Consider the following 25,515-nt stretch of genomic DNA (forward strand, 5'->3'; position numbering starts at 1 on the left):
CCTAATAACAAGAAAATCCGGGAGCCCGCCATGTCGGTCGATCCGCAACAATTCCTGCGTGAGCTGTTTGCCACAGCCATTGACGCGGCCCATCCGCAGCAAGTCCTCGAAGCTCATTTGCCCACTGATCGCAGTGGTCGCGTGATCGTCATCGGCGCCGGCAAAGCTGCCGCCGCCATGGCCCAAGTGGTCGAGCGCTGCTGGCAGGGTGAAGTGTCCGGTCTGGTAGTGACGCGTTACGGTCACGGCGCCCCGTGCGAAAAAATCGAAGTCGTCGAAGCCGCTCACCCGGTGCCTGACGCTGCTGGCCTGGCCGTCGCCAAGCGCGTGCTGGATCTGGTCAGCAACCTGAGCGAAGACGACCGCGTCATCTTCCTGCTCTCCGGTGGCGGTTCTGCGTTGCTGGCCCTTCCGGCCCAAGGCATCACGCTCGCCGACAAGCAATCGATCAACAAAGCCCTGCTCAAATCCGGCGCAACCATCGGCGAGATGAACTGCGTGCGCAAGCACCTCTCGGCGATCAAGGGCGGCCGTCTCGGCAAAGCCTGCTGGCCCGCCACTGTTTACACCTATGCGATTTCCGATGTGCCGGGCGACCTCGCCACGGTCATCGCCTCCGGCCCCACCGTGGCAGACCCAAGCACCTCCGCCGAAGCGCTGGCGATCCTCAAGCGCTACGACATTGAAATCCCGGCGTCGGTGCGCAACTGGCTGCAAAGCCCGGAATCGGAGACGGTTAAACCCGGTGATCCGAGCCTGGCGCGCAGTCATTTCCAATTGATCGCCCGTCCACAACAGTCGCTTGAAGCCGCTGCTGTGAAAGCTCGTCAGGCCGGTTTCAGTCCGCTGATCCTCGGCGACCTGGAAGGCGAATCCCGCGAAGTGGCCAAGGTTCACGCTGGCATCGCGCGGCAAGTGGTCTTGCATGGCCAGCCATTGGCCGCGCCGTGCGTGATCCTTTCGGGCGGTGAAACCACGGTCACCGTGCGCGGCAACGGTCGCGGCGGACGCAACGCCGAATTCCTCCTGAGCCTGACCGACAGCCTCAAAGGCTTGCCCGGCGTCTACGCGCTCGCCGGCGACACCGATGGCATCGACGGCTCCGAAGACAATGCCGGGGCGATCATGACCCCGGACAGCTACGCCCGCGCCGCCGCCCTCGGTTTGAGCGCCAGCGATGAACTCGACAACAACAATGGCTACGGCTATTTCGCGGCGCTCGACGCGTTGATCGTCACCGAGCCGACCCGCACCAACGTCAACGACTTCCGCGCCATCCTGATTCTCGAGAGCACAAAAAATGACGCCTGATAAAAAGGTCAAAATCCTCGCCACCCTCGGCCCGGCCACCGACGGGATCGAAGACATCCGCGAGCTGGTGCAGGCCGGGGTCAACATCTTCCGCCTGAACTTCAGCCACGGCGATCACGCCGACCACGCCCAGCGCTACCAGTGGATTCGTGAAGTCGAGCGCCAGCTGAATTATCCGCTGGGCATTCTGATGGACCTGCAAGGCCCGAAACTGCGGGTCGGCAAGTTCGCCGAAGGCAAGGTGCAACTGCTGCGCGGCCAGGCCCTGCGCCTGGACCTGGACCCGACGCCGGGCGATCAACGCCGGGTCAACCTGCCGCACCCGGAAATCATCGCTGCGTTGGAGCCGGGCATGGATTTGCTACTCGACGACGGCAAGCTGCGACTGCGCGTGGTCACCAAGTACGCCGATGCGATCGACACCACGGTGCTCAATGGCGGCGAACTCTCGGACCGCAAAGGCGTGAACGTGCCGCAAGCGGTGCTGGAGTTGAGCCCGCTGACGGCCAAGGATCGTCGCGATTTGAGTTTCGGTCTGGAGTTGGGCGTGGATTGGGTCGCGTTGTCGTTCGTGCAGCGCCCGGAAGACATTCGCGAGGCGCGTGAACTGATCGGCGACAAAGCGTTTTTGATGGCCAAGATCGAGAAGCCGTCGGCGGTCACGCAACTGCGGGAAATCGCCGAATTGAGCGACGCGATCATGGTTGCCCGTGGCGACCTCGGCGTCGAAGTGCCGGCCGAAAGCGTGCCGCAGATTCAGAAGAACATCATCAGCATCTGCCGCCAACTCGGCAAACCGGTGGTGGTGGCAACGCAGATGCTGGAGTCGATGCGCTTCTCCCCGGCGCCAACCCGCGCCGAAGTCACCGATGTGGCCAACGCCGTGGCCGAAGGTGCCGATGCGGTGATGCTGTCGGCGGAAACCGCGTCCGGCGAATACCCGATGGAAGCCGTGCAGATGATGAGCAAGATCATCCGCCAGGTGGAAAACGGTCCGGACTATCAGACGCAACTGGACGTCAGCCGGCCGAAAGCCGAGGCGACCGTTTCCGATGCGATCAGCTGTGCGATTCGTCGCATCAGTAACGTGTTGCCGGTGGCGGTGCTGGTGAACTACAGCGAATCCGGCACGTCGAGTCTGCGGGCGGCGCGGGAACGGCCGACCGTGCCGATTCTGAACCTGACGCCGAACCTGCAGACCGCTCGCCGCTTGACCGTGGCGTGGGGAGTGCACTCGGTGGTCAATGATCGCCTGCGCCAGGTGGATGAGGTGTGCTCGACAGCGCTGGAGATTGCGCAGGCGCAGGGCATGGCACAGCGCGGCGATACGTTGTTGATCACGGCGGGTGTGCCGTTTGGGCAGCCTGGGTCGACTAACTCTTTGCGTATCGAGACGTTGATCTAGAGCGCCCATACCGGCCTCTTCGCGGGCAAGCCTCGCTCCTACAGATCGTGCCCGACATCCGGATCACGCATATCCTGTAGGAGCGAGGCTTGCCCGCGAAGAACGATGACACCGTCTTCCTGACACACAGAAAAAAAATGCCTGCCAACCACTTCAACACCCACTGCCCCGATTGGGCGACTGCCCTGCTCAACGGCTTCAGCCAGATTTTCCTCCAGCGCCATCCGCTGTTTGGTCTGTTGTGCCTGCTCGCCATTCTATTCACCGCACCGGCCCTGCTCGGCGGTGCGCTGCTGGGCGGTGTTGCCGGTTTGCTTACCGCGCAACGTCGCCACTACGCCAAGGCCGATCGTCAGGCCGGGCTGTTCAGTTACAACGGTGTCCTGCTCGGTTTGCTGCTGAGCCTGTATTTCCCCTGGTCCGCGCTGTTGCCGCCGCTGATCATCGCTGCGGGTGGATTGAGTGCGATGCTCACTCAGCAGTGGCTCAAACGCATCCGGGTCAGCCAATACCTGCCGGCCTATACGGCGCCCTTCGTGGGATTGGGCTGGTTGCTGCTGTGCTTTGCCACCCCCTCGACGCAAGCGCATTTGATCGAAGTCAATGCGTTGAACATGCTCCTCGCCCCCCTGAAAGGCCTCGGCCAGGTGATGTTCCTCGGTCATCCGCTGGCCGGTGCGATGATCGCCACGGGTTTGCTGATCGCGGATCGCCGCGCATTCTGCTGGGCGATGTTGGCGTCTGTCGCGGGCATGGGTTGGAGCCTGCTGCATCAAGATTTCTATAGCGCATTGATCGGCCTCGGTGGCTATAACGCCGTACTCGCCGCCCTCGCCTTCAGCTCGCAGCGCCAGCAACCGTGGCTGCCGCTCATCGGCATCGTATCGGCGCTGTTGCTGACGCCGGTGTTTGCCGCCATCGGTCTGCCAACGCTGACCGCGCCGTTCATCCTCGCCTGCTGGCTGATCCGCACGGCTGTGCAAATGTTTGGCAAGACCACCGTCGCCGGTACGCCTTGCACTCTGGAGGAGAATCACCCTAGGCTGCGCTGATTCTCGATTCAGGCGTTTTCCATGGACAGCAGCAAAAACTGGCGTGAAGACCTTTACGTCATGGTTTTCCAGAGCGACACCAAGGCCGGGCGACGCTTCGACGGCATCCTGCTGTTGATCATCCTCGCCAGCATCATCATCGTGATGCTCGACAGCATCGACGCGATTCATCAGAACTACGCCAACGTGCTGGCGTACATCGAGTGGGGCTTCACGGTCATCTTCGCCATCGAATATGGCCTGCGCCTGTATTGTTCGCCCAAGCCGTTGCGCTATGCGTTCAGCTTTTACGGGCTGGTGGATTTGCTGGCGATCGTGCCCGGCATCCTCGCGCTGTATTACGCCGATGCGCAGTACCTGCTGATTATCCGGATCATCCGGATGCTGCGGATTTTCCGCGTGCTCAAGCTCAGCCCGTACCTCAAGCAAGCCAATTACCTGATGTCGGCGCTGCGTGGCAGCAAGCAGAAGATCGTGGTGTTTCTGGTCAGCGTCTGCACGCTCGTCACGGTGTTCGGCACGCTGATGTACGTGATCGAAGGCCCGGAGCACGGCTTCACCAGCATTCCCAAAGGCATCTACTGGGCTATCGTGACGCTGACCACCGTCGGCTTCGGCGACATCGTGCCGAAGACGCCGCTGGGCCAGGTGATTTCGTCGCTGGTGATGATCACCGGTTACTCGATCATCGCCGTGCCAACCGGGATTTTCACCGCCGAACTGGCCAACGCCATGCGCGGCGAGCAGTTGCAACACGACTGCCCGGTGTGCAAGAAAAACAGCCACGAGCACGGCGCTGCATTTTGCTCGCGGTGCGGTAATGCATTGTTCAAAAAACTGGAATAAGCAAAGTGCTTTTTAATCTTTAAAGGACTATACGAGCCCGGTTATAGTCGCTGGCAAATTGCCTCACATCTAAATTAGAACAAGGAATGCGCAGTGAAAAAACTCTTTGGCGCCTCACTTCTGGCTGCTGGCCTGGCATTGACCAGCGTGGCTCAGGCTGCACCGACCCTGCTCAACGTTTCCTACGACGTGATGCGCGATTTCTACAAGGACTACAACGCTGCCTTCCAGAAACACTGGCAAGCCGAGCACAACGAAAACATCACCCTGCAGATGTCTTTCGGCGGTTCGAGCAAACAGGCGCGTTCCGTGATCGACGGCCTGCCGGCTGACGTCATCACCATGAACATGGCCACCGACATCAACGCCCTGGCAGACAACGGCAAACTGGTGCCGGACAACTGGGTCACCCTGCTGCCGAACCACAGCGCGCCGTTCACCTCGGCCACGGTGTTCATCGTCCGCAAAGGCAACCCGAAAGCCCTGAAAGACTGGCCGGATCTGCTCAAGGACGGCGTGCAAGTGATCGTGCCGAACCCGAAAACCTCGGGCAACGGCCGCTACTCCTACCTTTCGGCCTGGGGTTATGTGCTGAAGAACGGCGGTGACGAGAACAAGGCCAAGGCCTTCGTCGGCAAGCTGTTCAAACAAGCACCGGTGCTGGATACCGGTGGCCGTGCAGCGACCACTACCTTCATGACCAACCAGATTGGCGACGTGCTGGTGACCTTCGAAAACGAAGCCGAGATGATTGCCCGCGAGTTTGGCCGTGATCAGTTCGAAGTGATCTACCCAAGCGTCTCCGCCGAAGCCGAGCCGCCGGTGGCCGTGGTCGAGAAAGTGGTCGAGAAGAAAGGCACCCGCGCTGCGGCCGAGGAATACCTGAAGTATCTGTGGTCGCCGGAAGGTCAGGAAATTGCTGCGGCAAACTACCTGCGTCCACGTGATCCGGCGGTACTGGCCAAGTACACCGACCGCTTCCCGAAAGTGGATTTCCTTTCGGTGGAGAAGACCTTCGGTGACTGGCGCACCGTGCAGAAAACGCACTTCAATGATGGTGGGATCTTTGATCAGATTTACGCTCAGTAAACGCTGATGGCCCAATGAAAAAGGCGACCTGAGAAGGTCGCCTTTTTTGTGGAAGTTTTCGCCACGCCACACAACAACTGTGGGAGTGAGCCTGCTCGCGATAGCGGTGTATCAGTCACCATCAATGTGAATGACCCACCGCTATCGCGAGCAGGCTCACTCCTACAAAGGGTGCGGGCCAGGTCTTACATCGGTGGTGTCACGCCGTCCTTGCCGGCCGAGATGGATTGGGCCGTCAGTGTTCCGTCCGCACTCTGGGTCACGAACGTCACGACCTTCACACCCACCTTCAGCAAACTGCGATCCCCCGGCATCAGGTTCACGATCGGCACATCCTCCGGCACCAGTATCTTCTGCTGTCCGCCCTTGTAGTTGACGGTCAACACCCGACCATTACTGACCACCAGATCACCGACGCTGCCGTTGGTCATGCTGCTGCCCTTGACCAGGTCGAACGGTCGATGGCCGTCGCCACTGCCGGCCAGCTCTGGCGGAAAAACGTGGACTTCCAGCGCTTTTAGCGAGCCATCTTCCTGCGCAATGGCCGCCGAGCCGATGTAGCTGCCCGGTTTGATGTCTTCGATATTGGCCAGGGTGACGGCGCGGATTTTGGTGTCCTTGGTCAGGTTGATGACCACGTTTTCGCCGCTGTTGACGTGGACTTTCAACACGTCGGGGCTGACCCCGGTGATCTCGCCGCGTACGCCGATGCGCATGCCCGGGGCGTCCGCAGCCTGGGCGAGGCTTGCCATGAACAATCCGATCAAAGTGCCGCGAATCAGGTAACGGAACATCGAGTTCATGAAAGTGCCTTCCGGTGATGAGTCGTAGAAGAGAACATAAGCACGCTATCGAACAAGATGTAAGTGAATGTATCATCGGATCTTGAGATTCAGGCGCAGGCTCCAGCGCCACTCATTCCGCAAAGGAATGACTGCTATCACTCCAACCCCTCTTCCGCCGATTCGGCCTGCCACTTAGCCTTCACGCATTCCTTTCTGTTCAGCGAGACACGTTATGAACTCAGCGACTCAGGTGCCCCACGGTGCCGCGACAATGACCAAAGGCATGGTGCTACTGTTTGCCTTCTGCTGCGGCGCCATCGTTGCCAACATTTACTACGCGCAACCGATCATCGGCCTGATCGCGCCCGACATCGGCCTGACCAGCACCATGGCCAGCCTGATCGTTTCGCTGACCCAGATTGGCTACGCGCTGGGCCTGTTCTTCCTGGTGCCGCTGGGTGACCTGCTGGAAAACCGCCGACTGATGATCATCACCACCGTGGTGGCGATTGCCAGTCTGTTGGGCGCCGCGTTCACCGATCAACCGAATGTGTTTCTGCTGATCTCGCTATTGGTGGGTTTCAGCTCGGTGTCGGTACAGATCCTGATTCCACTGGCCGCGCACCTGGCACCGGAGGAATCTCGCGGTCGAGTGGTCGGCGGGATCATGGGCGGTTTGCTGCTGGGGATCCTGCTGGCGCGACCGGTGTCCAGCGTCGTGGCTGACCACTTCGGCTGGCGGGCGATGTTTGTGATTGCGGCAGTGTTGATGGCGGCCATCAGCATCGTGCTGGCCATGACCATTCCCAAGCGTCAGCCTGATCACAGCGCTTCCTACGGTCAGTTACTCGGTTCGCTGTGGACGCTGCTGCGCCAACAACCGGTATTGCGCCAGCGCGCGTTTTATCAGGGCTGCATGTTCGCCACGTTCAGCCTGTTCTGGACCGCCGTGCCGCTGGAATTGGCGCGTAATCATGGCTTGTCGCAAACCCAGATCGCGATCTTCGCCCTGGTCGGCGCCATCGGTGCCATCGCTGCGCCCATCGCCGGTCGACTCGCCGATGCTGGCCACACCCGCATCGCTTCGCTTCTGGCGCTGCTGTTCGCCAGCCTGAGCTTCCTGCCAGCATTCATCCATCCGGCCTACAGCGTCATCGGCCTCGCCGTCACCGGCGTGGTGCTCGACTTCTGCGTACAGATGAACATGGTCCTCGGCCAACGGGCGGTCTACGCCCTCGACGCCAAAAGCCGCAGTCGCCTGAATGCGTTGTACATGACCAGCATCTTCATCGGCGGTGCGTTTGGCTCCTCGGTAGCCAGTGCGGTGTACGAACACGGTGGCTGGTTGTGGATCGTGATTGTGGGTAGCGCGTTTCCGCTGTTGGCGTTGTTGCGGTTTTTGAGTGTTTCGCAGAAGGCTTCATTCGCAACTGCTTAAGACGTTAAAAAGCTTCGCGGGCAAGCCTCGCTCCTACAGATCATTCATTCCTGTAGGAGCGAGCGATGCGGCGATCCGACTTGCCCGCGAAGGCGATGTAACTGGCACTACTCAATGTCGAACCAGCTTCTCCATCGCCGCATCTGCCAGGAAAGAAGAGCGACTTTTGACATTGTGCTCACGCACATACCGGTCAATACGCTGAATCACATAGCCGGGCAACGTCACATTGACCTTCTCGGTCTTGCCCATATACGGCGAGATATCCAGCTCCAGCATTCCCCATCCCATGTCGGCGAAGTCCGGGTTGCCACGATGGGCGGCAGCCGAAGTCGGCATCGGGATCGACTCCCCGTCAGCCGCCAGTTCCTGAAGCATGATGTGGGCAATCTCGATCGCCGCGTTGTAGGCGTCCTCGAACGTATCCCCGGCCGTTACGGCGCCCGGAATATCGGGGATCTGAACACCGATGGCGGTGTTCTCGTCGCCCCACTCGATACAGATTGGATATTGCATTATGGATCTCCTGCGTGACTGGCTGGCGGGCAGTACAGCCCGGCTCGCCTCCTGATGCTTTTAACCGTCCCGGTCGGTAAATCCTTTTTCGGGTGAGGGACGGGAATCGTGTACGGGTTGTATCGGTGGGTGAAGAGATGATGGCTGCCGGTAATCCGGTCCAGCGTCCAGCCCGCCTCCTGCAGTTCCTTGATCAATAACCTGCTTTGCACCAACAGCCTCCTTGCTCCGGCCCAGACAAAAATAACTCTAGAGTTATCTTTACTCAAGCACAAAAACCCCGATCACGACGTTCGGTTGTTTTACGATTTGTGATTGCGGCCCCGCGTTTCCTTCCCGAGAATGAATTCTTTCGCTCTGCGTAAGCAGTCACCCCGAGGTAATCCCGGTTTACACTCAGCGTCCAAAACCTGAAGCGATGCGGGATGCGACTCGCAGCTGACCCGTTCAAGTGCCGCCTGACCTGCGGAATGTTTTGTTCAAGGAGTGTGCAATGACCCGACGTACTTTTCTCATCACCGGCGCCAGCAAAGGCATTGGCCGCGCGGTGGCCGAGCACCTGGACCGCGCCGGACACCGGGTGGTCGGCATTGCCCGCACGCCTGACCTGAGCTTTCCCGGCATCCTGTTTCCGCTGGATTTGAGCGACAGGGCGCTCACCCAGGAAGTGCTGGCGGACCTGGCCGGGACTTACGAATTCGATGGGCTGGTCAACAACGTCGGTCTGGTACGCCCGCAAGTGTTGGGAGAAATCGACCTCGATACGTTCGATGACGTGATGCGGGTCAACCTGCATTCGGCGTTGCAGGCCACCCAGGCGCTGCTGCCGAACATGCGCGCCAAGGGTTGGGGTCGGGTAGTGAATATTTCCAGCCTGACCGTACTCGGGATTACCCAGCGCACGGCGTATGCCGCGGCAAAAGCGGCGTTGATCAGCTTCACGCGCTCCTGGGCGCTGGAACTGGCGCAAACCGGCGTGACGGTAAACGCAGTGGCACCGGGACCGACGGAAACAGAACTGTTTCGCGCCAACAACCCGCCGGGAAGCGAGGGCGAGGCGCGTTATCTGGCCGGTGTGCCGATGGGGCGCCTGGGACAACCGCAAGAGATTGCCGCGGCGATTGCATTTTTGCTGTCCGAACAGAGCGGGTTCATCACCGGCCAGACGCTGTTTGTAGACGGTGGTTCTTCAATAGGCAAAGCGGCGTTCTAACCAACACCACCATCCCTTGTAGGAGTGAGCCTGCTCGCGATAGCAGCTTTACATTCAACAGAGATGTTGACTGAAACGCCGCTTTCGCGAGCAGGCTCGCTCCCACCTTTTTTGATCTTCACAAGGACTAAAGATGGACCGCTTGGCCGCAATGGAAACCTTCGTCCACGTGGTGGAAACCGGTTCGTTTTCCGCTGCTGCGCGACGGCTGAATATCGGCCAGCCCGCCGTGTCGAAAGCCATCGCACAACTGGAAACGAGGCTCGCGGTCCGCCTGCTGTTGCGCTCGACCCGAGGCCTGACGCCGACCGAAGCGGGGCTGGCGTTTTTCGAACGCGCCAAGCGTGCAATCGAAGAAGCCGATGAAGCGGACAATGAGGCTCGCGGTGCTGCCAACGGGCTGACAGGCAACCTGCGCATCTGCGCCGCCGTGACCTTCGGCCGGATGCACATCGTTCCGCACCTCGGGCCGTTTCTGGAGCAAAACCCTGAATTAACCATCGACCTGATGCTGGATGATCGCAACGTCAATCTGGTGGAAGAAGGGATCGACGTCGCCCTGCGCATGGGCACATTGAGCGACTCGAACCTCACCGCGCGCAAGATCGCCGAATGTCGGCGTGTATTGCTGGGTACGCCGGCGTACTTCGATCAACACGGCGAACCCGCCTGCCCTGCCGATCTGAGCCAGCATCAGGCAGTCATTTACTCGCTGGCCGGTGGCGCACACTGGCGGTTCAAAAAGGCAGGTGAAGAACAAACCGTCACCGTCAGTGGCAGGATTCGCGTCAGCGCTGCAGAAGGTCTGCGTGAAGCGGTGTTGGCCCATCAAGGGCTGACCATGGCATCGGCGTGGATGTTTGCACCGGAGCTGGCCAGCGGAGTGGTCAGGGAGGTGATGACGGAGTGGACGCTGCCGATTCAGGAACTGTGGGCGGTGTTTCCAACCGGGCGGATGGCCAGCGCCAAGGCTCGGGCGTTTGTGGAGTATGTGCAAAGGTTGTTGGTAAAAAGAGTCTGACAGCACCCGTTTCGTTTATTGCGATTTTCGATTATTTCGAATAGCCTGCCAGCTTCGCTTACTCAGAAGGCTGGAACCATCATGTCGCCCACCCTCCATCCGACGATAAAACTCCCGCTGGAGCGCGAAATACAGGCCGCAATTGAAGGCCAGCGCGCTTTGGCCGCCTACCTTGCCACTCAATTCGAAACACAGCGCATCCAGATTTTCGACGACCGGAATGAGGCTCACAGCGTCGAATTACCCACTTCGGCTCTTCGTTTGCTAGTCGATATCCTGGAAGCGCTCGCTGCGGGCAATGCTGTCAAAGTAGTCCCGGTTCACGCTGAACTGACGACGCAGGAAGCGGCTGATCTGCTTAACGTCTCACGCCCGCACCTGATCAAACTGCTCGAATCCGGCGACTTGTCCTACCACAAAACCGGCAAGCACCGACGTGTGCGCTTTGCCGATTTGATGGACTATAAAAACCGGCGCGATACCGCCAGCGAGCAAGCAATGATGCTGCTCGCCGAGCAGGCACAAGCGTTAAGGACAGGATACGAGTGAGGCTTTCTTCATTTACCGCTGTATACGACGCCTGTGTGCTTTACCCCGCGCCCCTGAGAGACTTCCTGATGTGGCTCGCGCTCTCCGGGCGTTTTAGAGCGAAATGGACTCTGGAGATACATTCCGAATGGAAACGCAACCTGCTCAAGAACCGCCCGGACCTGAACGCAAAACAACTGGATCGCACATCCGAACTGATGGATCAGGCTTTACCCGATGCTCGCGTGTCCGGCTACGAAGAGCTGATTGAGGGACTATCGCTACCCGACGCCGACGACCGACATGTCCTGGCAGCTGCCATTCGCTGCAATGCCAGCGTCATCGTCACCTTCAATCAAAAAGACTTCCCCTACTCTGCACTGAGCCCCTTCGGTATTGAGGCGCAACACCCTGACGAGTTCGTCGAGAACCTTTTTGATCTCGATCCGGCGGCAGTGATCGAGGCGGCACAACGGCAGCGCAAGCAGCTGAAGCGGCCGCCGATGGATGTCGGTAGTTACCTTGAACTTCTGCTGCGTCAGGGCCTGGTTCAATCAAGCAAGGCATTGACCGAGTACCGCGCCATTCTCTGAACGTCCTTCACAGACTCCAGACAGCAAAACGGCGATCCGTAGATCGCCGTTTCCATTTACTGCCCGAATTGCCGTCCCAACCCACCTGGTACGCCATGGATGTCCGTGTCTTCCCATGGCCCGTTCGGGCTGATCGAGCGGCTCCAGCCGTTGTTCCAGCGGTAGTACGTGCGCTGGCGGTAGAAGGTGTTGGTCTGGTCATCGAGCACATATACGCCGAGCTTCTGATCCCAATGGCTGTTACCACCCGGTGGCGGTGCGAAGCTGGCCGAGGTGCGTGGCTGCGGTTTGGCGGGCTTGGCCGGAATACCTGGCTTGCCTGGCGTCGGTGTCGTTGATGGCGTCGGGCGGGGCTGCGACGGCGGGATCGGTGGCAGCGACGTCGGCTCGGGGCGCTGGACCGCACACGCGCTTAACCCCAAAACCAGACTGAGCAGGGTAATACGAGCAATGGCGGTCATGGCGGTGGTTCCTGTTATTTGTCTGGGCTGTCGATGGTCAGTTTTTGCGCCGCAGTGGTGCTGCTGGCCAGAGGCTGGCTGCGACCGATCCATTCGCCGGCAGTCGGTTGGCCGGCTCGTGAGATGCGCGCAACCAGTTGGACTTCAGGGAAGTTCGACAGTTTCAACTGCGGCATCATTGCGTCGGCATCGCCCAGTTCGACGGTCGCCGGCAAGTCCGCCACGGTCAGGCGTTTGGCGGCCAATGGTGCAGGAGGCCCCGAGGTGGCGCGGGCGAAAATGAACACGCTGTCACCCGGCTGAACCTTGGCCTTGAGCTCTGGCGCCAGATCGACGCTGACCTTGAGCAGCGCCGCAACCTTGGCCGCAGGCGCCTGGGCAACCTTGCCGCCGCTGGCTTCGAGTTTCTCGGTAGCCCGGGCAATACCGCCTTGCAGCGCGGCGCGGGAGCCGTCTTCCGGCGGCAGTTGCACCAACAGGCGATTCCAGTAATCGATGGCGTCCTGATAATGCGCGCTTTCAAACGCGGCGATGCCGAGCAGGCCAAGGCTGGTGACTTCCTTCGGATCGGCTTTCAGCGCTTCGTCGGTCAGGGCCTGAACCTTGTCCGACCACTTCTTGCCATCGGCGAAGTACTGGGCTTGCGCCCATTGACCGAGCAGTTCTGGCTGACGACCGGCCAGGTTCACCGTGCGCTCGAAGATCTTCGCCGCGTCGGCGGGACGATCCTGCGCCATGTAAGTGCGACCCAGGAAGTACAGGCCTTCGGCCGAATCCGGTTGAGCGGCGACGGCGCGTTCCAGGCGGTGGGTCATCTCTTCCATCGACTGCGGCGCCTGAGAGAATTCGCGGGTCAGTTCGACCTTGTCGCTTGCGCCGAAATGCAGGTAGAGCCCAAGCCCCAACACCGGCACCAGAATCGCCGCCAGCAATGGCAACGGTTTGCCCAGGCGTGCCACGCGCGGAGCCTCGGCGCCTTCGGTGTCGGCGAGCAACTCACGAGCAGCTTCGGCGCGACCGGTTTCCAGTTGCGCAGCGTTGAGCACGCCCTCTTCCTGCTCGGTTTGCAACTCAGCCACACGCTCTTGATACAGCGCGACATTCAGGGCAGTACGATCCTCCTCCAGCTGGGCACGGCGGCCGCGCAAAACGGGGATCAGCAGAAAACTCAGGGCAACCAGAAGCAGCAGACCTGCAGCGAGCCAGAAATCAATCATTCTTGGTTTTATCCAACAGTTGATCGAGGCGCTCGCGCTCCTCGGCAGAAAGCTCATCCTTGGCATCAGCGCGTTGGACGCGACGGCGGCGGACGATCACGGCGATGATCACAAAACCGCCCAGCAGCAGGCCGGCGGGGCCGAACCAGAGCAAGGCAGTCTTGGCGTTGAGTGCGGGTTTGTAGCGGACGAAATCACCGTAGCGATCGACCATGAAATCGATGATCTGCTGATTGTCCTTGCCCTCGCCCAGCATGCGGAAAATCTCTTTGCGCAGGTCGGCGGCGATCGGTGCGTTGGAATCGGCAATGTCCTGATTCTGGCACTTGGGGCAACGAAGCTCTTTGGTCAGCTCGCGAAAACGCTCGCGATCAGCTTCCTTGGCGAACTCATAGGTGTCGATGGCCGCGTGCGCCACGCCGGCCATGCTCAAGCCCAATACAGCGGCAGCTATCCAGCGCTTCATGGCTTGGCCTCGTCCACCAGCGCCTGATACTTGGCCGCCAGTTTTTCGCGCCAGACCTGCTCGTCGATCACGCCGACGAACTTGTCGCGGATGATGCCCTTGGCGTCGATGAAGAAGGTTTCCGGAGCGCCGTATACGCCGAGGTTCAAGCCCAGCGTGCCTTCGTCGTCACGGATGTCCAGTTGGTACGGGTTGTGGAACTCCACCAGCCACTTCAAGGCATCTGCATTGATGTCCTTGTAGTTGATGCCGTAGATCACCACGCCCTTCTCAGCCAGTTTGTTCAACACCGGGTGCTCGACCCGGCAGGAAATGCACCAGGTGCCCCACACGTTGACCAGCGCCGGTTTACCGAGAATGTCCGCCTTGGTCAGGGTCTTGTCGCCCTGCACCGCGGGCAGGGAAAACTCCGGGAACGGTTTGCCGATCATTGCCGAAGGCAGCTCGGCCGGGTCCAGATAGAGCCCGCGATAAAGGAAAACAGCCACCACCAGAAAAATCGCCAGCGGCAACAGCATCAACCAACGTCTCATGCAGTCGCTCCCGTCATGCCCAATGCTTCACGCACGCGGCTTTTCACCTTGACCCGATAACGACGATCCAGCGCCGCGAGCAGCCCGCCCAAACCGGTCAGCAGGCCGCCGAACCAGATCCAGCGCACAAACGGTTTGACGTGCACGCGTACGGCCCAGGCGCCATCACCCAGCGGTTCGCCGAGTGCGACATAAAGGTCACGGGTGAACCCGGCGTCGATCCCGGCTTCGGTCATCACCGAGTTCTGCACGGTGTACAGGCGTTTTTCCGGGTGCAACACGCTGACTTCCTTGCCGTCGCGGATCACCCGCACGGTGCCTTTGTCGGATGTGAAGTTCGGGCCTTCAAAGTGCTTGGCGCCTTCGAACACGAACTGATAACCGCCCAGGTCCATGGACTCGCCCGGTGCCAGGCGCAGATCACGTTCGGCGCTGTTCTGACTCGACAGCACGACACCAAGCGCGCACACGGCGATACCCAAATGCGCAAGCTGCATGCCCCAATAACTGCGAGTCAGGGTCGGCAGGCCTTTGATCAGGCCTTTGTGGCGGGTCTTGTCGAAAATGTCGCGGATACCGGCCAGCAACACCCAGGCGGCCAGCATGAACGTCGCGATCACTGCCCAGTTGAAATCGCCATAAGCGACGCCAGCCACCACGGCCAGCGCGGCACTGCCGAGCAACACCGGGGTCAACATGCTCATCAGCCATTTGACCGGAGTATCTTTCCAGCGCACCAGCATGCCAACCGCCATCACCACCATCAGCAACGCCATCAATGGAATGAACAGCGCGTTGAAGTACGGCGGGCCGACCGACAGCTTGGCGCCGGTCATTGCATCGAGAATCAGCGGGTACAAGGTTCCCAGCAGGATCATCGATGCCGCTACCACCAGCACCAGGTTGTTGCCCAGCAGCAAGGTTTCACGAGACCAGAGGTTGAAGCCGACATGGCTCTTCACCACCGGCGCACGCAGGGCAAACAGCGTCAGCGAGCCGCCCACCACGAACAGCAGGAAAATCAGGATGAACACGCCGCGCTCCGGATCGGAGGCAAAGGCGTGAACCGAGGTCAGCACGCCGGAACGCACCAGGAACGTCCCCAGCAAGCTCAACGAGAACGCAGCGATGGCCAGCAACACGGTCCAGCTCTTGAACACGCCACGTTTTTCCGTGACCGCCAACGAGTGGATCAGCGCAGTGCCCACCAGCCAAGGCATGAAGGAGGCGTTTTCCACCGGGTCCCAGAACCACCAGCCGCCCCAGCCGAGTTCGTAGTAAGCCCACCACGAACCGAGGGTGATGCCGATGCCGAGGAAGGCCCAGGCGACGATGGTCCACGGACGCGACCAACGCGCCCACGCCGCATCAAGTCGACCGCCGAGCAATGCCGCGATGGCGAACGCGAAGGCCACGGAGAAACCGACGTAGCCCATGTACAGCATCGGCGGGTGAACGATCAGGCCGATGTCTTGCAGCAGCGGGTTGAGGTCACGACCGTCCGCCGGAATCTGCGGCAGGATCCGTGCAAACGGGTTGGAGGTAAGGATCAGGAACAGCAGGAAACCGGTGCTGATCATGCCCATCACCGCCAACACCCGCGCCAGCATGACTTGCGGCAATTGCCGGGAGAACACCGACACAGCGAAGGTCCAGCCGCCGAGGATCAACGCCCACAACAGCAACGAACCTTCATGCGCGCCCCACACTGCACTGAACTTGTAGTACCACGGCAAGGCGCTGTTGGAGTTGCTGGCGACGTAGGCGACGGAGAAGTCGTCGGCCATGAACGCGTAGGTCAGGCAACCGAAAGCGAACAGCAGAAACGCGAACTGCCCCCAGGCGGCCGGCTGGGCCAGGCTCATCCACAAACGATCACCGCGCCAGGCGCCGAGCAACGGCACGACGGCCTGAACCAGCGCGAAACACAGCGCCAGAATCATTGCCAGATGGCCGAGTTCGGGGATAAACAGCCCTGAACTATAAAGTGCAGATGTCATCGATCAACCCTCCTTCGCGGGCGTTGGAGCAGATTGACCACTGTCTTTCAAAGCCTTGGTCACTTCCGGCGGCATGTATTTCTCATCGTGCTTGGCCAGCACTTCGTCAGCCACCACCACGCCGTCGGCGTTCAGTTTGCCCAGCGCGACGATGCCCTGCCCTTCGCGGAACAGGTCCGGGAGGATGCCGCGGTAACTGATGGTCACGGACTTGTTGAAGTCGGTGACGATGAATTTCACGTCCAGCGAATCACCGGAACGTTGCAGCGAACCCTTTTCGACCATGCCGCCCGCACGAATACGCGTGTCTTGCGGCGCTTCGCCGTTGGCGATTTGCGTCGGGGTGTAAAACAGATTGATGTTCTGCTGCAGGGCGCTCAGGGCCAGACCGACGGCAGCGCCGACACCGACCAGGATCGCGAGAATGATGATAAGACGCTTTTTGCGCAGCGGATTCACTTGCCGTTCTCCCGGCGCAGACGACGCGCCTCTTGTTGCAGATACCGCTTGCGGGCCAGGATCGGCGCCGCCACGTTGAGGGCCAGCACCGCCAGGCAGATGCCGTAGGCTGACCAGACATACAGGCCGTGATGGCCCATGGCGAGGAAGTCGCCGAATGAAGCAAAACTCATCGAGCGGCCTCCAGGCTGTTCTGCACTTCGGCTTTCACCCAACTGGCGCGGGCTTCGCGCTTGAGCACTTCAAGGCGCATGCGCAGCAGCAAAACCGCGCCGAAGAAACAGTAGAAACCCAGCACCGTCAGCAGTAATGGCAGCCACATTTCGGCCGGCATCGCCGGTTTTTCGGTGAGGGTGAAGGTCGCGCCCTGGTGCAGGGTGTTCCACCACTCCACCGAGTATTTGATGATCGGGATGTTGATCACGCCGACAATCGCCAGCACCGCGCAGGCCTTGGCCGCGCTGTCACGATTGCTGATGGCGTTGCCCAGCGCAATGAGACCGAAGTACAGAAACAGCAGAATCAGCATGGACGTAAGTCGTGCATCCCAGACCCACCACGAACCCCAGGTCGGTTTGCCCCAGATCGCGCCGGTGACCAGCGCCACGGCGGTCATCCAGGCACCGATGGGCGCCGCGCATTGCAGGGCGACGTCGGCCAGTTTCATTTTCCACACCAGCCCGACGATGCCGCACACCGCCAGCATGACGTAGACGGACTGCGCCAGCATGGCGGCGGGAACGTGGATATAGATGATGCGAAAGCTGTTGCCTTGCTGGTAGTCCGGCGGCGCGAAGGCCAGGCCCCAAACGACACCAATGCTGATCAGCAGCAACGCTGCGATGCTCAGCCACGGCAGCAGTTTGCCGCTGATGCCATAAAACCATTTGGGTGAGCCGAGCTTATGAAACCAGGTCCAGTTCATTACTGTTTCCATCACGGTTGCTGCTCGCCATCACGAGCAGCGCAGGGTCTTTACTGGTCAAAATTTAACCAGACCTCATTATTCGCCGACGCTGATCTTCAGGCCAGCAGCTATTGCAAAAGGTGTCAGGGTTATCGCCAGGGCGGTCAGGCTACCAAGCCACAGGAGATAACCGATCGCCGGCATGCCCTGCAATGCCGCCTGCAAGGCGCCACTGCCGAGAATCAACACCGGGATGTACAACGGCAGAATCAGCAGCGCCAGTAACAGGCCGCCCCGCTTCAAGCCTACCGTCAGGGCCGCGCCCACCGCACCGAGCAGGCTCAGCACCGGTGTACCCAGCAACAGGGAAAGCAGCAACACGGGCAGACAGGCGGTGGGCAAACCGAGCATCAACGCCAGCAGTGGAGCGAGCAAAACCAGTGCCAGACCAGAGAAGGCCCAGTGTGCCAGTACCTTGGCCAAAACCAGAAGAGGCAGGGGGTGCGGCGAAAGGACCCACTGCTCAAGGGAACCGTCTTCGAAATCACTGCGGAAAAGCCCGTCCAGCGAGAGCAAAACCGATAAAAGGGCTGCCACCCAGACCAGTCCCGGCGACAAGGTTTGCAACAATTGAGACTCGGGTCCGACCGCCAACGGGAACAGCGAAACCACGATCGCGAAGAACACCAGAGGATTGGCCAACTCCGCCGGACGACGGAACAACAAGCGAGCCTCACGGGCGACCAACAGGCCGAAAACACTCATACGGCCCAATTCCCCAGATCAATGTCGCGATAGCCGGTCGGCATTCGACTCAGCGTGTGATGCGTGGTCAGCACCACCATGCCGCCGCGCTCACAGTGCGCGGCCAGGTGTTCTTCGAGTTGCGCCACGCCTTGCTTGTCGAGCGCAGTGAACGGCTCGTCGAGAATCCACAGCGGCGGGCTGTCCAGATACAACCGCGCCAGGGCCACGCGGCGTTGCTGACCGGCGGACAGGGTGTGACACGGAACATCTTCGAAACCGCGCAGTCCGACAGCAGCAAGCGCTGCCCAAATGGCTTCATGGGAGGCCGGTTGATGCAGCGCGCAGAGCCAGCTCAGGTTTTCTTCAGGGGTCAGCAGATCCTTGATACCAGCGGCATGGCCGATCCACAGCAGATTGCGCGCCAGTTCGCTGCGTTGTTCGTTCAGCGGCTGGCCATTGAGCAGCACTTGACCGGCGGTCGGTTGCATCAGGCCCGAAAGCAAACGCAAAAGACTGGTTTTGCCACTGCCGTTGGGGCCGCTGATTTGCAACATTTCGCCACTGGCCAGTCTCAATTCGAGATTTTCGAAGAGCAGCCGAAGGTCTCGCTCACAAGCAAGGGCAACGGTTTGCAGGACAGGACTGGTCAAGAGATCACGGGCCTTTACGGTTCAAGTCGGCGGCGGAACGGCCGCTAAAGAGATGCAGCATAGATGCATTGGCGGCCTGTTCTAGAGAGCTGCGTCAAACAAATGCAATGTTTTCGCCACTCTGTGAAAGACGGGCGGCATTATACATGCCATGCCCCACTCTAAAGAGGGCAATTTCCTCAGGTTGTGACCGCGTATGACAGGCGAAATGAACATCCTCCCGCTACCACCGACCACGTCCGCGACGTCGCGACCGCAGGTGGTGAGTGGCGAACTGCTCAAGCTGCTGACGCCGATGGAGGGCCTGATTACCGTCGGGCAGACCGCCAAAGCCGAAGTGCTGTCGCTGAAGCAGGCGGATCAGTCCTTTCAACTGCTGCTCAAGGTCACCCTTGAAAGCGGCCGTCAGACCACGGTTCAGGCCACCAGCAGCCAACCGTTGCCACAGGGCACGAACCTGGCAATTACCCAGCCATCGGCCGGCAACCTCGCCGTGACGGTGCAACAAGCCATTGCCTCCAGCGTCGCCACCCTCACCCGCATCGACACCACACAACTGCCGGTGGGCACCCTGCTGCAAGGCAAAGTGCTGACCTCCCAGGTGCTGCCGCAAGTGCCGGGACAGCCGACGGTGTTTCGTTCGATGGTGAGCCTGCTCAACACGGCGCTGAGCGGCAGCACCCTGAACATCGACAGCCCGACGCCGCTGCGCATCGGCACCTTGCTGAGCGCGCTGGTGCAAGACACCCAGACCCTGAAATTCGTCCCGTTGAGCAGCCGCCAGGAACAACTGGCAGTCACCCAGCAACTGGTCAGCCAACAGAGCCGCCAGGGCTCGCTGGACGGATTACTGAAACTGCTGCAAAACCTGCCAGCCTCGAATCAGACGTCCAGCGACCTGCGGGCCGCCGTGGACAAGTTGCTTGCCGGCCTGCCGGACGTGCAGCAACTCAGCACGCCAAAAGGCCTGGCCCAGGCGCTGGCCAATAGCGGGCTGTTCCTCGAGGCGAAACTGCTCGCCGGGACGAATCCGACGCTGGCACCGGATATGAAAGGTGATTTGCTGAAGTTGATCGCGCAACTGACACCGGGGTTGCCGGCCAACACCAATCTCAATGCGATCATCGCTGCCAACACGCTGGCCCAGACCATGCCTAGCTTTGTGCGTAGCGCCCTGGGCATGCTCGGCCAGGTCAGTGCCAAACCGCAGCCGACCAGTTTTCCTTTGCCGGAGCGCTTCCTGCAGAGCGCGGACGGCGAAGGTGATCTGGAGCACTTGCTGCGCTTGGCGGCAGCAGCGGTTTCACGCCTGCAAAGCCATCAACTGTCGAGCCTGGAGCAAACCGGCGTCACGGACGACGGTCGGCTGATGAGCACCTGGCAGCTGGAAATCCCGATGCGCAATATGCAGGACATCGTGCCGTTGCAGGTCAAGTTCCAGCGCGAGGAAGCGCCGGAGAAAGAACAACCCAATGAACGCCGTGACGAACGCGAGCCCAAGCAACAACTGTGGCGCGTCGAGCTGGCGTTCGACATGGAGCCGTTGGGGCCGCTGCAGATTCAGGCGCAGTTGATCAACGGCAGTCTGTCCAGCCAGCTATGGGCCGAGCGGCCGTACACCGCGAGCCTGATCGAGAGCAATCTTGTCGGGCTGCGCGAACGCTTGCTGGCATCCGGCCTGAACGTCGGCGATCTCGATTGCCACCTTGGCACACCGCCGCAAGGTCCTCAAACCCGTCTGGAACAACGCTGGGTCGACGAAACCGCATGAGAAATCCCGATACTCCACGCCAGGCCATCGCCCTCAAATACGACGGCACCCACGCCCCTACCCTCACGGCCAAGGGCGACGAAGAACTGGCGGAAGAAATCCTCAAGATTGCCCGCGATTATGAAGTGCCGATCTACGAAAATGCCGAGCTGGTGAAACTGCTGGCAAGGATGGAGCTTGGGGACAGTATTCCGGAGGAGTTGTACCGCACGATCGCCGAGATCATTGCGTTTGCCTGGAATCTGAAAGGCAAGTTTCCGGCGGGGCATGACCCGAGTGCGCCGATGATCGAGAAGGACATCACCGATCGCGGGGATGATTACTGAGGTTTCGAAGACGCCATCGCCAGCAAGCCGGCTCCTACAATTTTTTGTGGTGTAGCACGAACCTGTGAACACCACTGACCTGTAGGAGCCGGCTTGCCGGCGAGGCGGCCCTGAGGCTTGCATCGCCCTTTCGGACGCCATCGCTGGCAAGCCAGCTCCTACAGTTTTTTGTGGTGTAGCACGAACCTGTGAACACCACTGACCTGTAGGAGCCGGCTTGCCGGCGAAGCGGCCTTGAGGCTTGCACCGCCCTTTCGGACGCCATCGCTGGCAAGCCAGCTCCTACAAGTGCGCCGTCGTGTGAAAAATCCGGGAACACCAAACTCTGTAGGAGCCGGCTTGCCGGCGAAGCGGCCTTGAGTCTTGCAGCGCCCTTTTGGACGCCATCGCCAGCAAGCCGGCTCCTACAAAAGCTATGTCAGTTCTTGTGCAGCTTGCTCATCAACTCCGCCTCAGCCTGGGTCAACCCGCAGGACTGAGTCAGTTCATCGACGCTCGCGCCCATTCCGACCAGGCGTGCTGCCTGGGCAAACGACAGGCTCGACGGGTCGCGCTGTTCAAGCTGAGCCAGCTTGTCCGGCAACGGCCCGACCACCGCGCGCAGCTCGTGCAGGTCTTCACCCATGCGCACGCTGCCACTCTGGTAGTTGTCAACGCGCTTGCCCAGGTCCTTGATGCGCTGATCGCGCAGCGCATCGCCCTCGGCCTGTTGCGCAGCGATCTGCCGCTGACCGCGAATGTACGCCAGAAACATTGCCAGCGTGCCTGCCCAGAAAAGGAACAGGACAATGACCGCAACCTCAAGAATCAATCAGATACTCTCCAGTTCCGACCATTCTTCTTCGCTCATCATCTTGTCCAGCTCGACCAGGATCAGCAATTCGTTGTTCTTGTTGCACACGCCTTGAATGAACTTGGCGGACTCTTCGTTACCCACGTTCGGCGCGGTTTCGATTTCCGACTGACGCAGGTAAACCACTTCAGCCACGCTGTCGACCATGATCCCGACCACTTGCTTGTCAGCTTCGATGATGACGATCCGGGTGTTGTCGCTGATCTCGGCATTCATCAGGCCGAAGCGCTGACGGGTGTCGATCACGGTGACCACATTACCGCGCAGGTTGATGATGCCCAGCACGTAGCTCGGGGCACCCGGGACCGGGGCGATTTCGGTGTAACGCAGGACTTCCTGAACGCGCATCACGTTGATGCCGTAGGTTTCATTGTCCAGCTTGAAGGTTACCCATTGCAGGATCGGATCTTCGGAACCTTTTGCAGACGACGCCTTATCATTCATACCCTGACCCCTCGAAAAACCGCCCTAGCGGTGTGTGTTCAGTGCGATGGCAAGTCACTTGCCCCGCGTGTTTTTTATGTCGGTTTGTGGGACGGCTTGCCGCCGCCCATGTGCTTCGCCCCACCGCTGGCGATCAGCTCGGCCAGTTCGGAAACGTCGAGCAACGCACACATGTGTTCAATCACCGTGCCCGCCAGCCATGGCCGTTGACCACGGTGGGTACGCCATTTGATTTCGTTCGGGTCCAGGCGCAACGAGCGGCTGACCTGATGCACCGCCAGCCCCCACTCGTAGCCCTGAACCGAAATAACGTATTGCAGGCCCTGACGGAAGTCATCGCGATAGCGGTCGGGCATGACCCAACGGGCGGTATCGAGCACTTTCAGGTTGCCGGCCTGGCTCGGCAGAATCCCGAGGAACCATTCCGGCTGACCGAACAGCGGTGTCAGTTCCTGACCGGCCAGGGAATAAATCGAGCCCAGGCACACCAGCGGCACCGCCAGGGTCAACCCGGCGACATCGAACAACAGGCATTCGAACGGCTCGGCGGCCCACGCAGGACGGCCGTCGGTTTCCACTGGCGGCGGCGTGTTGCTCGGCGGCAGATGGACTTCGACGATCGGCGGCACGAGCTCTTGCAGCTGAGGTGCAGTCGGCGGTACCAGCGCTTGCAACTGCGGTGCGGTCGGCGGTACCAGCGCTTGCAGCAGCGGAGCGATGGTCGATACCGCAGCAAGAACCGGGGCCGGCGCTTCCATCAGCGCCACCGGGGCTTTCACCACAGGTGCGGTGACCGGCGCGGCAACGGCTGGCGGTTTCTCGGCTGGCTTCTGCGCATCGCGCGCCTGCTCTTCAAGCACCGCGGCCTGAAACTCGTCCAGCGCCGCTTCAACCTCGACCACCTCGGGAATCGCTTCGATTTCCGGCGGCAACTCTTCGGTCGCGTCCATCAGCAAGCTGTCCAGATAGGACTGGAGCGCAAGTTGCGGACGGGAAGTGATTTTTACCGGGCGATTCATCTCACGCCACCTGCGCAACGGATTGCTGCGCCAGCAAGTGCTTGAGCAGCGCGCGATAGGCCAGCACACCGCGGCTCTTGCCGTCGAATTGCGAAGGCGTCACGCCGGCACGGCTGGCATCGCGCAAACGCGTGTCGACCGGGATGTAGCCTTGCCAGATTTCTTCCGGATACTTGTCGCGCAACACCCGCAAGGTCCCGAGCGAGGCTTGCGTGCGCCGGTCAAACAGGGTCGGTACGATGTTGAACGCCAATGGCTGCTTACGCGAACGGTTGATCATCGCCAGCGTATTGACCATGCGCTCCAGGCCTTTGACCGCCAGGTGCTCGGTCTGCACCGGAATCACCAATTGCTGACTGGCCGCCAAGGCATTGACCATCAGCACGCCGAGCAACGGCGGGCTGTCGATCACCGCGTAATCGAAGTCCTGCCACAATTGCGCCAGGCTCTTGGCAATCACCAGGCCCAAACCACTCTGCCCCGGCGACTGACGCTCGAGGGTCGCCAGCGCAGTGCTCGACGGCAACAGGGAAATACTGGCGTGACTGGTGGGCAACAGCAACTGACCGGGCAAGCCCTGCGGCACGCTGCCCTTGTGCAGGAACAGGTCGTAGCTACTGTGTTCAAGGCTGTCGGGATCGTAACCGAAGTAACTGGTCATCGAGCCGTGGGGGTCGAGATCGACCACGACCACGCGCTTGCCCGCCTCAGCCAGCAACCCGGCTAAAGCGATAGAGGAAGTGGTTTTACCAACACCACCCTTTTGATTGGCAACGGCCCAGACTCTCATTCGGATTGTTCCTCCCGGTCGATTCAACCGGGAAATAGCTCAACGTGTTAATGCGGGTGACGGAGAATTGACGGCGCTCTCTCGTCCCGGCGACTTGACCGGTGCAGGTGCAGTTTGTGTGCCAGCACGCTTCAACGCGGCATCCGGTTGCGCATGAGCGGTTCCGGTGCCAGTGAGGCTGCGACGGACATCAAGATTTCGTGACACCACCAACACCACACGACGGTTGCGCGCACGGCCTTCGGCGGTCGCGTTGTTGGCCACCGGCTGGAATTCGCCGTAACCCACCGACGCCAAACGACCAGGATTTACCCCCTGCATCGCCAGCATCCGCACGATGCTCGCCGAACGGGCCGAGGACAGCTCCCAGTTGGTCGGGTATTGCGCGGTGCGGATCGGTTGATCGTCGGTGAAACCTTCGACGTGAATCGGGTTGTCGAACGGCCTCAGGATCACTGCGACTTTATCGATGATGTTGAATGCCATGTCGCTGGGCATGGCATCGCCGCTGCCGAACAACAGGCTGGAATTGAGTTCGATCTCGACCCACAGCTCGTTGCCGCGAACGGTCATCTGGTTGGAGCTGATCAAGTCCCCGAACGCGGCGCTGATGTCATCGGCAATGCTTTTCAGCGGATCGCTGGCACCGGCGATACCGGCGTCGACCTGTTCGCTGTCCTTGACCAGCGGCTTGGCCGGGGTCACGGTTTTCGGACGTTCTTCACCGATGGGGATCGGCTGGAGCGAACGATCCGAATCGGTGAACACGCCGATCAACGCTTGCGAGATGATCTTGTACTTGCCTTCGTTGATCGAAGAGATCGAGTACATCACCACGAAAAAGGCGAACAGCAACGTAATGAAGTCGGCATAGGAAACGAGCCAGCGTTCATGGTTTACATGTTCTTCAGGTTGCCGACGGCGTGCCATAGTCAGGGCGTGCTCACAGTAAATGACGAAGCGCGTTGGCGCTGTGATTGTGCCAGGCAAGGCGCGGGATGCCGAGAATGGCTTTTCCCTTCTCAAATCCCGCAACGCAGCCTGGCGCAATCACAGCGCCAACCCGGAGGGCAGC

At 60.4% G+C, this 25,515-nt stretch carries 30 protein-coding genes; 12 read left to right on the forward strand and 18 right to left on the reverse strand.

Annotated elements, in window-relative coordinates:
- Window positions 1-30: 30 nt before the first annotated feature.
- The 5 genes from ACYZUC_RS11870 (at window position 31) to ACYZUC_RS11890 (ending at window position 5,703) form a co-directional block, all read left to right on the forward strand.
- Window positions 31-1,311, forward strand: a complete 1,281-nt coding sequence (locus ACYZUC_RS11870; protein ID WP_461995872.1) for a glycerate kinase type-2 family protein — start codon at window positions 31-33, stop codon at window positions 1,309-1,311.
- Window positions 1,301-2,716, forward strand: coding sequence for a pyruvate kinase (gene pyk / locus ACYZUC_RS11875; RefSeq protein ID WP_461995874.1), 1,416 nt, complete (start codon window positions 1,301-1,303; stop codon window positions 2,714-2,716). The genes ACYZUC_RS11870 and pyk overlap by 11 nt, the downstream gene beginning before the upstream one ends.
- 137 nt (window positions 2,717-2,853) lie before the next feature.
- Window positions 2,854-3,768 (forward strand): urea transporter, encoded by a 915-nt coding sequence (locus ACYZUC_RS11880; RefSeq protein WP_461995876.1) that lies wholly within the window; start codon window positions 2,854-2,856, stop codon window positions 3,766-3,768.
- Window positions 3,769-3,789: 21 nt separating this feature from the next.
- The gene (locus ACYZUC_RS11885; protein ID WP_461995878.1) at window positions 3,790-4,614 is read left to right on the forward strand and encodes an ion transporter; all 825 of its coding nucleotides are present in this window, start codon (window positions 3,790-3,792) and stop codon (window positions 4,612-4,614) included.
- 93 nt (window positions 4,615-4,707) lie between these two features.
- Window positions 4,708-5,703, forward strand: a complete 996-nt coding sequence (locus ACYZUC_RS11890) for a sulfate ABC transporter substrate-binding protein (protein ID WP_461995880.1) — start codon at window positions 4,708-4,710, stop codon at window positions 5,701-5,703.
- A gap of 185 nt (window positions 5,704-5,888) precedes the next feature.
- Here ACYZUC_RS11890 and ACYZUC_RS11895 read toward each other — a convergent pair whose 3' ends face one another.
- Entirely contained in the window at window positions 5,889-6,506 is a 618-nt protein-coding gene (locus ACYZUC_RS11895) for a hypothetical protein (RefSeq protein WP_461995882.1), read from the reverse strand.
- A 214-nt stretch (window positions 6,507-6,720) separates the two neighbouring features.
- Between ACYZUC_RS11895 and ACYZUC_RS11900 the strand changes: the two genes are divergently transcribed.
- Complete coding sequence (locus tag ACYZUC_RS11900) at window positions 6,721-7,926, forward strand: MFS transporter (protein ID WP_461995883.1); 1,206 nt, start codon at window positions 6,721-6,723, stop codon at window positions 7,924-7,926.
- Between the two features lie 111 nt (window positions 7,927-8,037).
- On the opposite strand, the gene ACYZUC_RS11905 is transcribed toward ACYZUC_RS11900, so the two are convergent.
- Both ACYZUC_RS11905 and ACYZUC_RS11910 read right to left on the reverse strand, forming a co-directional pair.
- A complete protein-coding gene (locus ACYZUC_RS11905; RefSeq protein ID WP_461995885.1) occupies window positions 8,038-8,442 on the reverse strand; it encodes a type II toxin-antitoxin system HicB family antitoxin in 405 nt (134 codons plus the stop codon).
- Window positions 8,442-8,654 carry a type II toxin-antitoxin system HicA family toxin gene (locus ACYZUC_RS11910; RefSeq protein WP_081501757.1) on the reverse strand — a complete coding sequence of 71 codons (213 nt, stop codon included), beginning with the start codon at window positions 8,652-8,654 and terminating at the stop codon, window positions 8,442-8,444. Before ACYZUC_RS11910 ends, ACYZUC_RS11905 begins: the two co-directional genes overlap by 1 nt.
- 281 nt (window positions 8,655-8,935) lie before the next feature.
- Between ACYZUC_RS11910 and ACYZUC_RS11915 the strand changes: the two genes are divergently transcribed.
- From ACYZUC_RS11915 to ACYZUC_RS11930, 4 genes are all read left to right on the forward strand, one after another.
- Window positions 8,936-9,655: an SDR family oxidoreductase gene (locus ACYZUC_RS11915; RefSeq protein ID WP_008026798.1), complete on the forward strand. Its 720-nt coding sequence runs from the start codon at window positions 8,936-8,938 to the stop codon at window positions 9,653-9,655.
- A gap of 133 nt (window positions 9,656-9,788) precedes the next feature.
- The gene (locus ACYZUC_RS11920; RefSeq protein WP_461995888.1) at window positions 9,789-10,676 is read left to right on the forward strand and encodes a LysR family transcriptional regulator; all 888 of its coding nucleotides are present in this window, start codon (window positions 9,789-9,791) and stop codon (window positions 10,674-10,676) included.
- Between the two features lie 81 nt (window positions 10,677-10,757).
- Complete coding sequence (locus ACYZUC_RS11925; RefSeq protein WP_461995889.1) at window positions 10,758-11,225, forward strand: helix-turn-helix domain-containing protein; 468 nt, start codon at window positions 10,758-10,760, stop codon at window positions 11,223-11,225.
- Window positions 11,222-11,797: a PIN domain-containing protein gene (locus tag ACYZUC_RS11930; protein ID WP_461995891.1), complete on the forward strand. Its 576-nt coding sequence runs from the start codon at window positions 11,222-11,224 to the stop codon at window positions 11,795-11,797. Before ACYZUC_RS11925 ends, ACYZUC_RS11930 begins: the two co-directional genes overlap by 4 nt.
- Before the next feature lie 56 nt (window positions 11,798-11,853).
- Here the strand turns inward: ACYZUC_RS11930 and ACYZUC_RS11935 are convergent, their stop codons facing one another.
- The 10 genes from ACYZUC_RS11935 to ccmA form a co-directional block, all read right to left on the reverse strand.
- On the reverse strand, window positions 11,854-12,258 hold the full coding sequence (locus tag ACYZUC_RS11935) for a hypothetical protein (RefSeq protein ID WP_461995893.1): 405 nt from the start codon (window positions 12,256-12,258) through the stop codon (window positions 11,854-11,856).
- A gap of 14 nt (window positions 12,259-12,272) precedes the next feature.
- A complete protein-coding gene (ccmI, locus tag ACYZUC_RS11940; RefSeq protein WP_461995895.1) occupies window positions 12,273-13,475 on the reverse strand; it encodes a c-type cytochrome biogenesis protein CcmI in 1,203 nt (400 codons plus the stop codon).
- Window positions 13,468-13,941: a cytochrome c-type biogenesis protein gene (locus ACYZUC_RS11945; protein WP_192419640.1), complete on the reverse strand. Its 474-nt coding sequence runs from the start codon at window positions 13,939-13,941 to the stop codon at window positions 13,468-13,470. The genes ccmI and ACYZUC_RS11945 overlap by 8 nt, the downstream gene beginning before the upstream one ends.
- On the reverse strand, window positions 13,938-14,474 hold the full coding sequence (locus ACYZUC_RS11950; protein ID WP_150630206.1) for a DsbE family thiol:disulfide interchange protein: 537 nt from the start codon (window positions 14,472-14,474) through the stop codon (window positions 13,938-13,940). The genes ACYZUC_RS11945 and ACYZUC_RS11950 overlap by 4 nt, the downstream gene beginning before the upstream one ends.
- Complete coding sequence (locus ACYZUC_RS11955) at window positions 14,471-16,474, reverse strand: heme lyase CcmF/NrfE family subunit (RefSeq protein ID WP_461995898.1); 2,004 nt, start codon at window positions 16,472-16,474, stop codon at window positions 14,471-14,473. The genes ACYZUC_RS11950 and ACYZUC_RS11955 overlap by 4 nt, the downstream gene beginning before the upstream one ends.
- Before the next feature lie 3 nt (window positions 16,475-16,477).
- Entirely contained in the window at window positions 16,478-16,933 is a 456-nt protein-coding gene (gene ccmE / locus ACYZUC_RS11960; RefSeq protein WP_008026817.1) for a cytochrome c maturation protein CcmE, read from the reverse strand.
- Entirely contained in the window at window positions 16,930-17,106 is a 177-nt protein-coding gene (gene ccmD / locus ACYZUC_RS11965) for a heme exporter protein CcmD (RefSeq protein WP_008055370.1), read from the reverse strand. The genes ccmE and ccmD overlap by 4 nt, the downstream gene beginning before the upstream one ends.
- A complete protein-coding gene (locus ACYZUC_RS11970) occupies window positions 17,103-17,858 on the reverse strand; it encodes a heme ABC transporter permease (protein WP_461980282.1) in 756 nt (251 codons plus the stop codon). Before ACYZUC_RS11970 ends, ccmD begins: the two co-directional genes overlap by 4 nt.
- 78 nt (window positions 17,859-17,936) lie before the next feature.
- The gene (ccmB, locus tag ACYZUC_RS11975) at window positions 17,937-18,605 is read right to left on the reverse strand and encodes a heme exporter protein CcmB (RefSeq protein WP_008026823.1); all 669 of its coding nucleotides are present in this window, start codon (window positions 18,603-18,605) and stop codon (window positions 17,937-17,939) included.
- A complete protein-coding gene (gene ccmA / locus ACYZUC_RS11980; RefSeq protein WP_008026825.1) occupies window positions 18,602-19,237 on the reverse strand; it encodes a cytochrome c biogenesis heme-transporting ATPase CcmA in 636 nt (211 codons plus the stop codon). The genes ccmB and ccmA overlap by 4 nt, the downstream gene beginning before the upstream one ends.
- A gap of 196 nt (window positions 19,238-19,433) precedes the next feature.
- Here ccmA and fliK point away from each other — a divergent pair, with 196 nt between their 5' ends.
- Both fliK and ACYZUC_RS11990 read left to right on the forward strand, forming a co-directional pair.
- Entirely contained in the window at window positions 19,434-21,008 is a 1,575-nt protein-coding gene (gene fliK, locus ACYZUC_RS11985) for a flagellar hook-length control protein FliK (protein ID WP_461995901.1), read from the forward strand.
- The gene (locus ACYZUC_RS11990) at window positions 21,005-21,334 is read left to right on the forward strand and encodes an EscU/YscU/HrcU family type III secretion system export apparatus switch protein (RefSeq protein ID WP_008026830.1); all 330 of its coding nucleotides are present in this window, start codon (window positions 21,005-21,007) and stop codon (window positions 21,332-21,334) included. The genes fliK and ACYZUC_RS11990 overlap by 4 nt, the downstream gene beginning before the upstream one ends.
- A 418-nt stretch (window positions 21,335-21,752) precedes the next feature.
- Here the strand turns inward: ACYZUC_RS11990 and ACYZUC_RS11995 are convergent, their stop codons facing one another.
- The 5 genes from ACYZUC_RS11995 to motD form a co-directional block, all read right to left on the reverse strand.
- On the reverse strand, window positions 21,753-22,145 hold the full coding sequence (locus ACYZUC_RS11995) for a DUF2802 domain-containing protein (RefSeq protein WP_461995903.1): 393 nt from the start codon (window positions 22,143-22,145) through the stop codon (window positions 21,753-21,755).
- Window positions 22,146-22,631, reverse strand: coding sequence for a chemotaxis protein CheW (locus ACYZUC_RS12000; protein WP_008024622.1), 486 nt, complete (start codon window positions 22,629-22,631; stop codon window positions 22,146-22,148).
- A gap of 74 nt (window positions 22,632-22,705) precedes the next feature.
- Window positions 22,706-23,650: a CheW domain-containing protein gene (locus ACYZUC_RS12005; RefSeq protein WP_461995906.1), complete on the reverse strand. Its 945-nt coding sequence runs from the start codon at window positions 23,648-23,650 to the stop codon at window positions 22,706-22,708.
- Between the two features lies 1 nt (window position 23,651).
- Window positions 23,652-24,440 (reverse strand): ParA family protein, encoded by a 789-nt coding sequence (locus ACYZUC_RS12010; RefSeq protein WP_461995908.1) that lies wholly within the window; start codon window positions 24,438-24,440, stop codon window positions 23,652-23,654.
- A 39-nt stretch (window positions 24,441-24,479) separates the two neighbouring features.
- The gene (gene motD / locus ACYZUC_RS12015; protein WP_008024618.1) at window positions 24,480-25,370 is read right to left on the reverse strand and encodes a flagellar motor protein MotD; all 891 of its coding nucleotides are present in this window, start codon (window positions 25,368-25,370) and stop codon (window positions 24,480-24,482) included.
- Window positions 25,371-25,515: the final 145 nt, after the last annotated feature.

This window comes from Pseudomonas sp. GT1P32 (assembly GCF_054897805.1).

Bases quoted from the DNA above. Each gene is read 5' to 3' on its own strand.
- ACYZUC_RS11970 (WP_461980282.1), bottom strand. From the start codon at position 17,858: ATGAACTGGACCTGGTTTCATAAGCTCGGCTCACCCAAATGGTTTTAT.
- ACYZUC_RS11945 (WP_192419640.1), bottom strand. From the start codon at position 13,941: ATGAAGCGCTGGATAGCTGCCGCTGTATTGGGCTTGAGCATGGCCGGC.
- ACYZUC_RS11900 (WP_461995883.1), top strand. From the start codon at position 6,721: ATGAACTCAGCGACTCAGGTGCCCCACGGTGCCGCGACAATGACCAAA.
- ccmI (WP_461995895.1), bottom strand. From the start codon at position 13,475: ATGATTGATTTCTGGCTCGCTGCAGGTCTGCTGCTTCTGGTTGCCCTG.
- ACYZUC_RS11895 (WP_461995882.1), bottom strand. From the start codon at position 6,506: ATGAACTCGATGTTCCGTTACCTGATTCGCGGCACTTTGATCGGATTG.
- ACYZUC_RS11925 (WP_461995889.1), top strand. From the start codon at position 10,758: ATGTCGCCCACCCTCCATCCGACGATAAAACTCCCGCTGGAGCGCGAA.
- ACYZUC_RS12010 (WP_461995908.1), bottom strand. From the start codon at position 24,440: ATGAGAGTCTGGGCCGTTGCCAATCAAAAGGGTGGTGTTGGTAAAACC.
- ACYZUC_RS12005 (WP_461995906.1), bottom strand. From the start codon at position 23,650: ATGAATCGCCCGGTAAAAATCACTTCCCGTCCGCAACTTGCGCTCCAG.
- ccmB (WP_008026823.1), bottom strand. From the start codon at position 18,605: ATGAGTGTTTTCGGCCTGTTGGTCGCCCGTGAGGCTCGCTTGTTGTTC.
- ACYZUC_RS11915 (WP_008026798.1), top strand. From the start codon at position 8,936: ATGACCCGACGTACTTTTCTCATCACCGGCGCCAGCAAAGGCATTGGC.
- ACYZUC_RS11990 (WP_008026830.1), top strand. From the start codon at position 21,005: ATGAGAAATCCCGATACTCCACGCCAGGCCATCGCCCTCAAATACGAC.
- ACYZUC_RS11885 (WP_461995878.1), top strand. From the start codon at position 3,790: ATGGACAGCAGCAAAAACTGGCGTGAAGACCTTTACGTCATGGTTTTC.
- pyk (WP_461995874.1), top strand. From the start codon at position 1,301: ATGACGCCTGATAAAAAGGTCAAAATCCTCGCCACCCTCGGCCCGGCC.
- ACYZUC_RS11955 (WP_461995898.1), bottom strand. From the start codon at position 16,474: ATGACATCTGCACTTTATAGTTCAGGGCTGTTTATCCCCGAACTCGGC.
- ACYZUC_RS11880 (WP_461995876.1), top strand. From the start codon at position 2,854: ATGCCTGCCAACCACTTCAACACCCACTGCCCCGATTGGGCGACTGCC.
- fliK (WP_461995901.1), top strand. From the start codon at position 19,434: ATGACAGGCGAAATGAACATCCTCCCGCTACCACCGACCACGTCCGCG.
- motD (WP_008024618.1), bottom strand. From the start codon at position 25,370: ATGGCACGCCGTCGGCAACCTGAAGAACATGTAAACCATGAACGCTGG.
- ACYZUC_RS11920 (WP_461995888.1), top strand. From the start codon at position 9,789: ATGGACCGCTTGGCCGCAATGGAAACCTTCGTCCACGTGGTGGAAACC.
- ccmD (WP_008055370.1), bottom strand. From the start codon at position 17,106: ATGAGTTTTGCTTCATTCGGCGACTTCCTCGCCATGGGCCATCACGGC.
- ACYZUC_RS11935 (WP_461995893.1), bottom strand. From the start codon at position 12,258: ATGACCGCCATTGCTCGTATTACCCTGCTCAGTCTGGTTTTGGGGTTA.
- ACYZUC_RS12000 (WP_008024622.1), bottom strand. From the start codon at position 22,631: ATGAATGATAAGGCGTCGTCTGCAAAAGGTTCCGAAGATCCGATCCTG.
- ACYZUC_RS11905 (WP_461995885.1), bottom strand. From the start codon at position 8,442: ATGCAATATCCAATCTGTATCGAGTGGGGCGACGAGAACACCGCCATC.
- ACYZUC_RS11870 (WP_461995872.1), top strand. From the start codon at position 31: ATGTCGGTCGATCCGCAACAATTCCTGCGTGAGCTGTTTGCCACAGCC.
- ACYZUC_RS11950 (WP_150630206.1), bottom strand. From the start codon at position 14,474: ATGAGACGTTGGTTGATGCTGTTGCCGCTGGCGATTTTTCTGGTGGTG.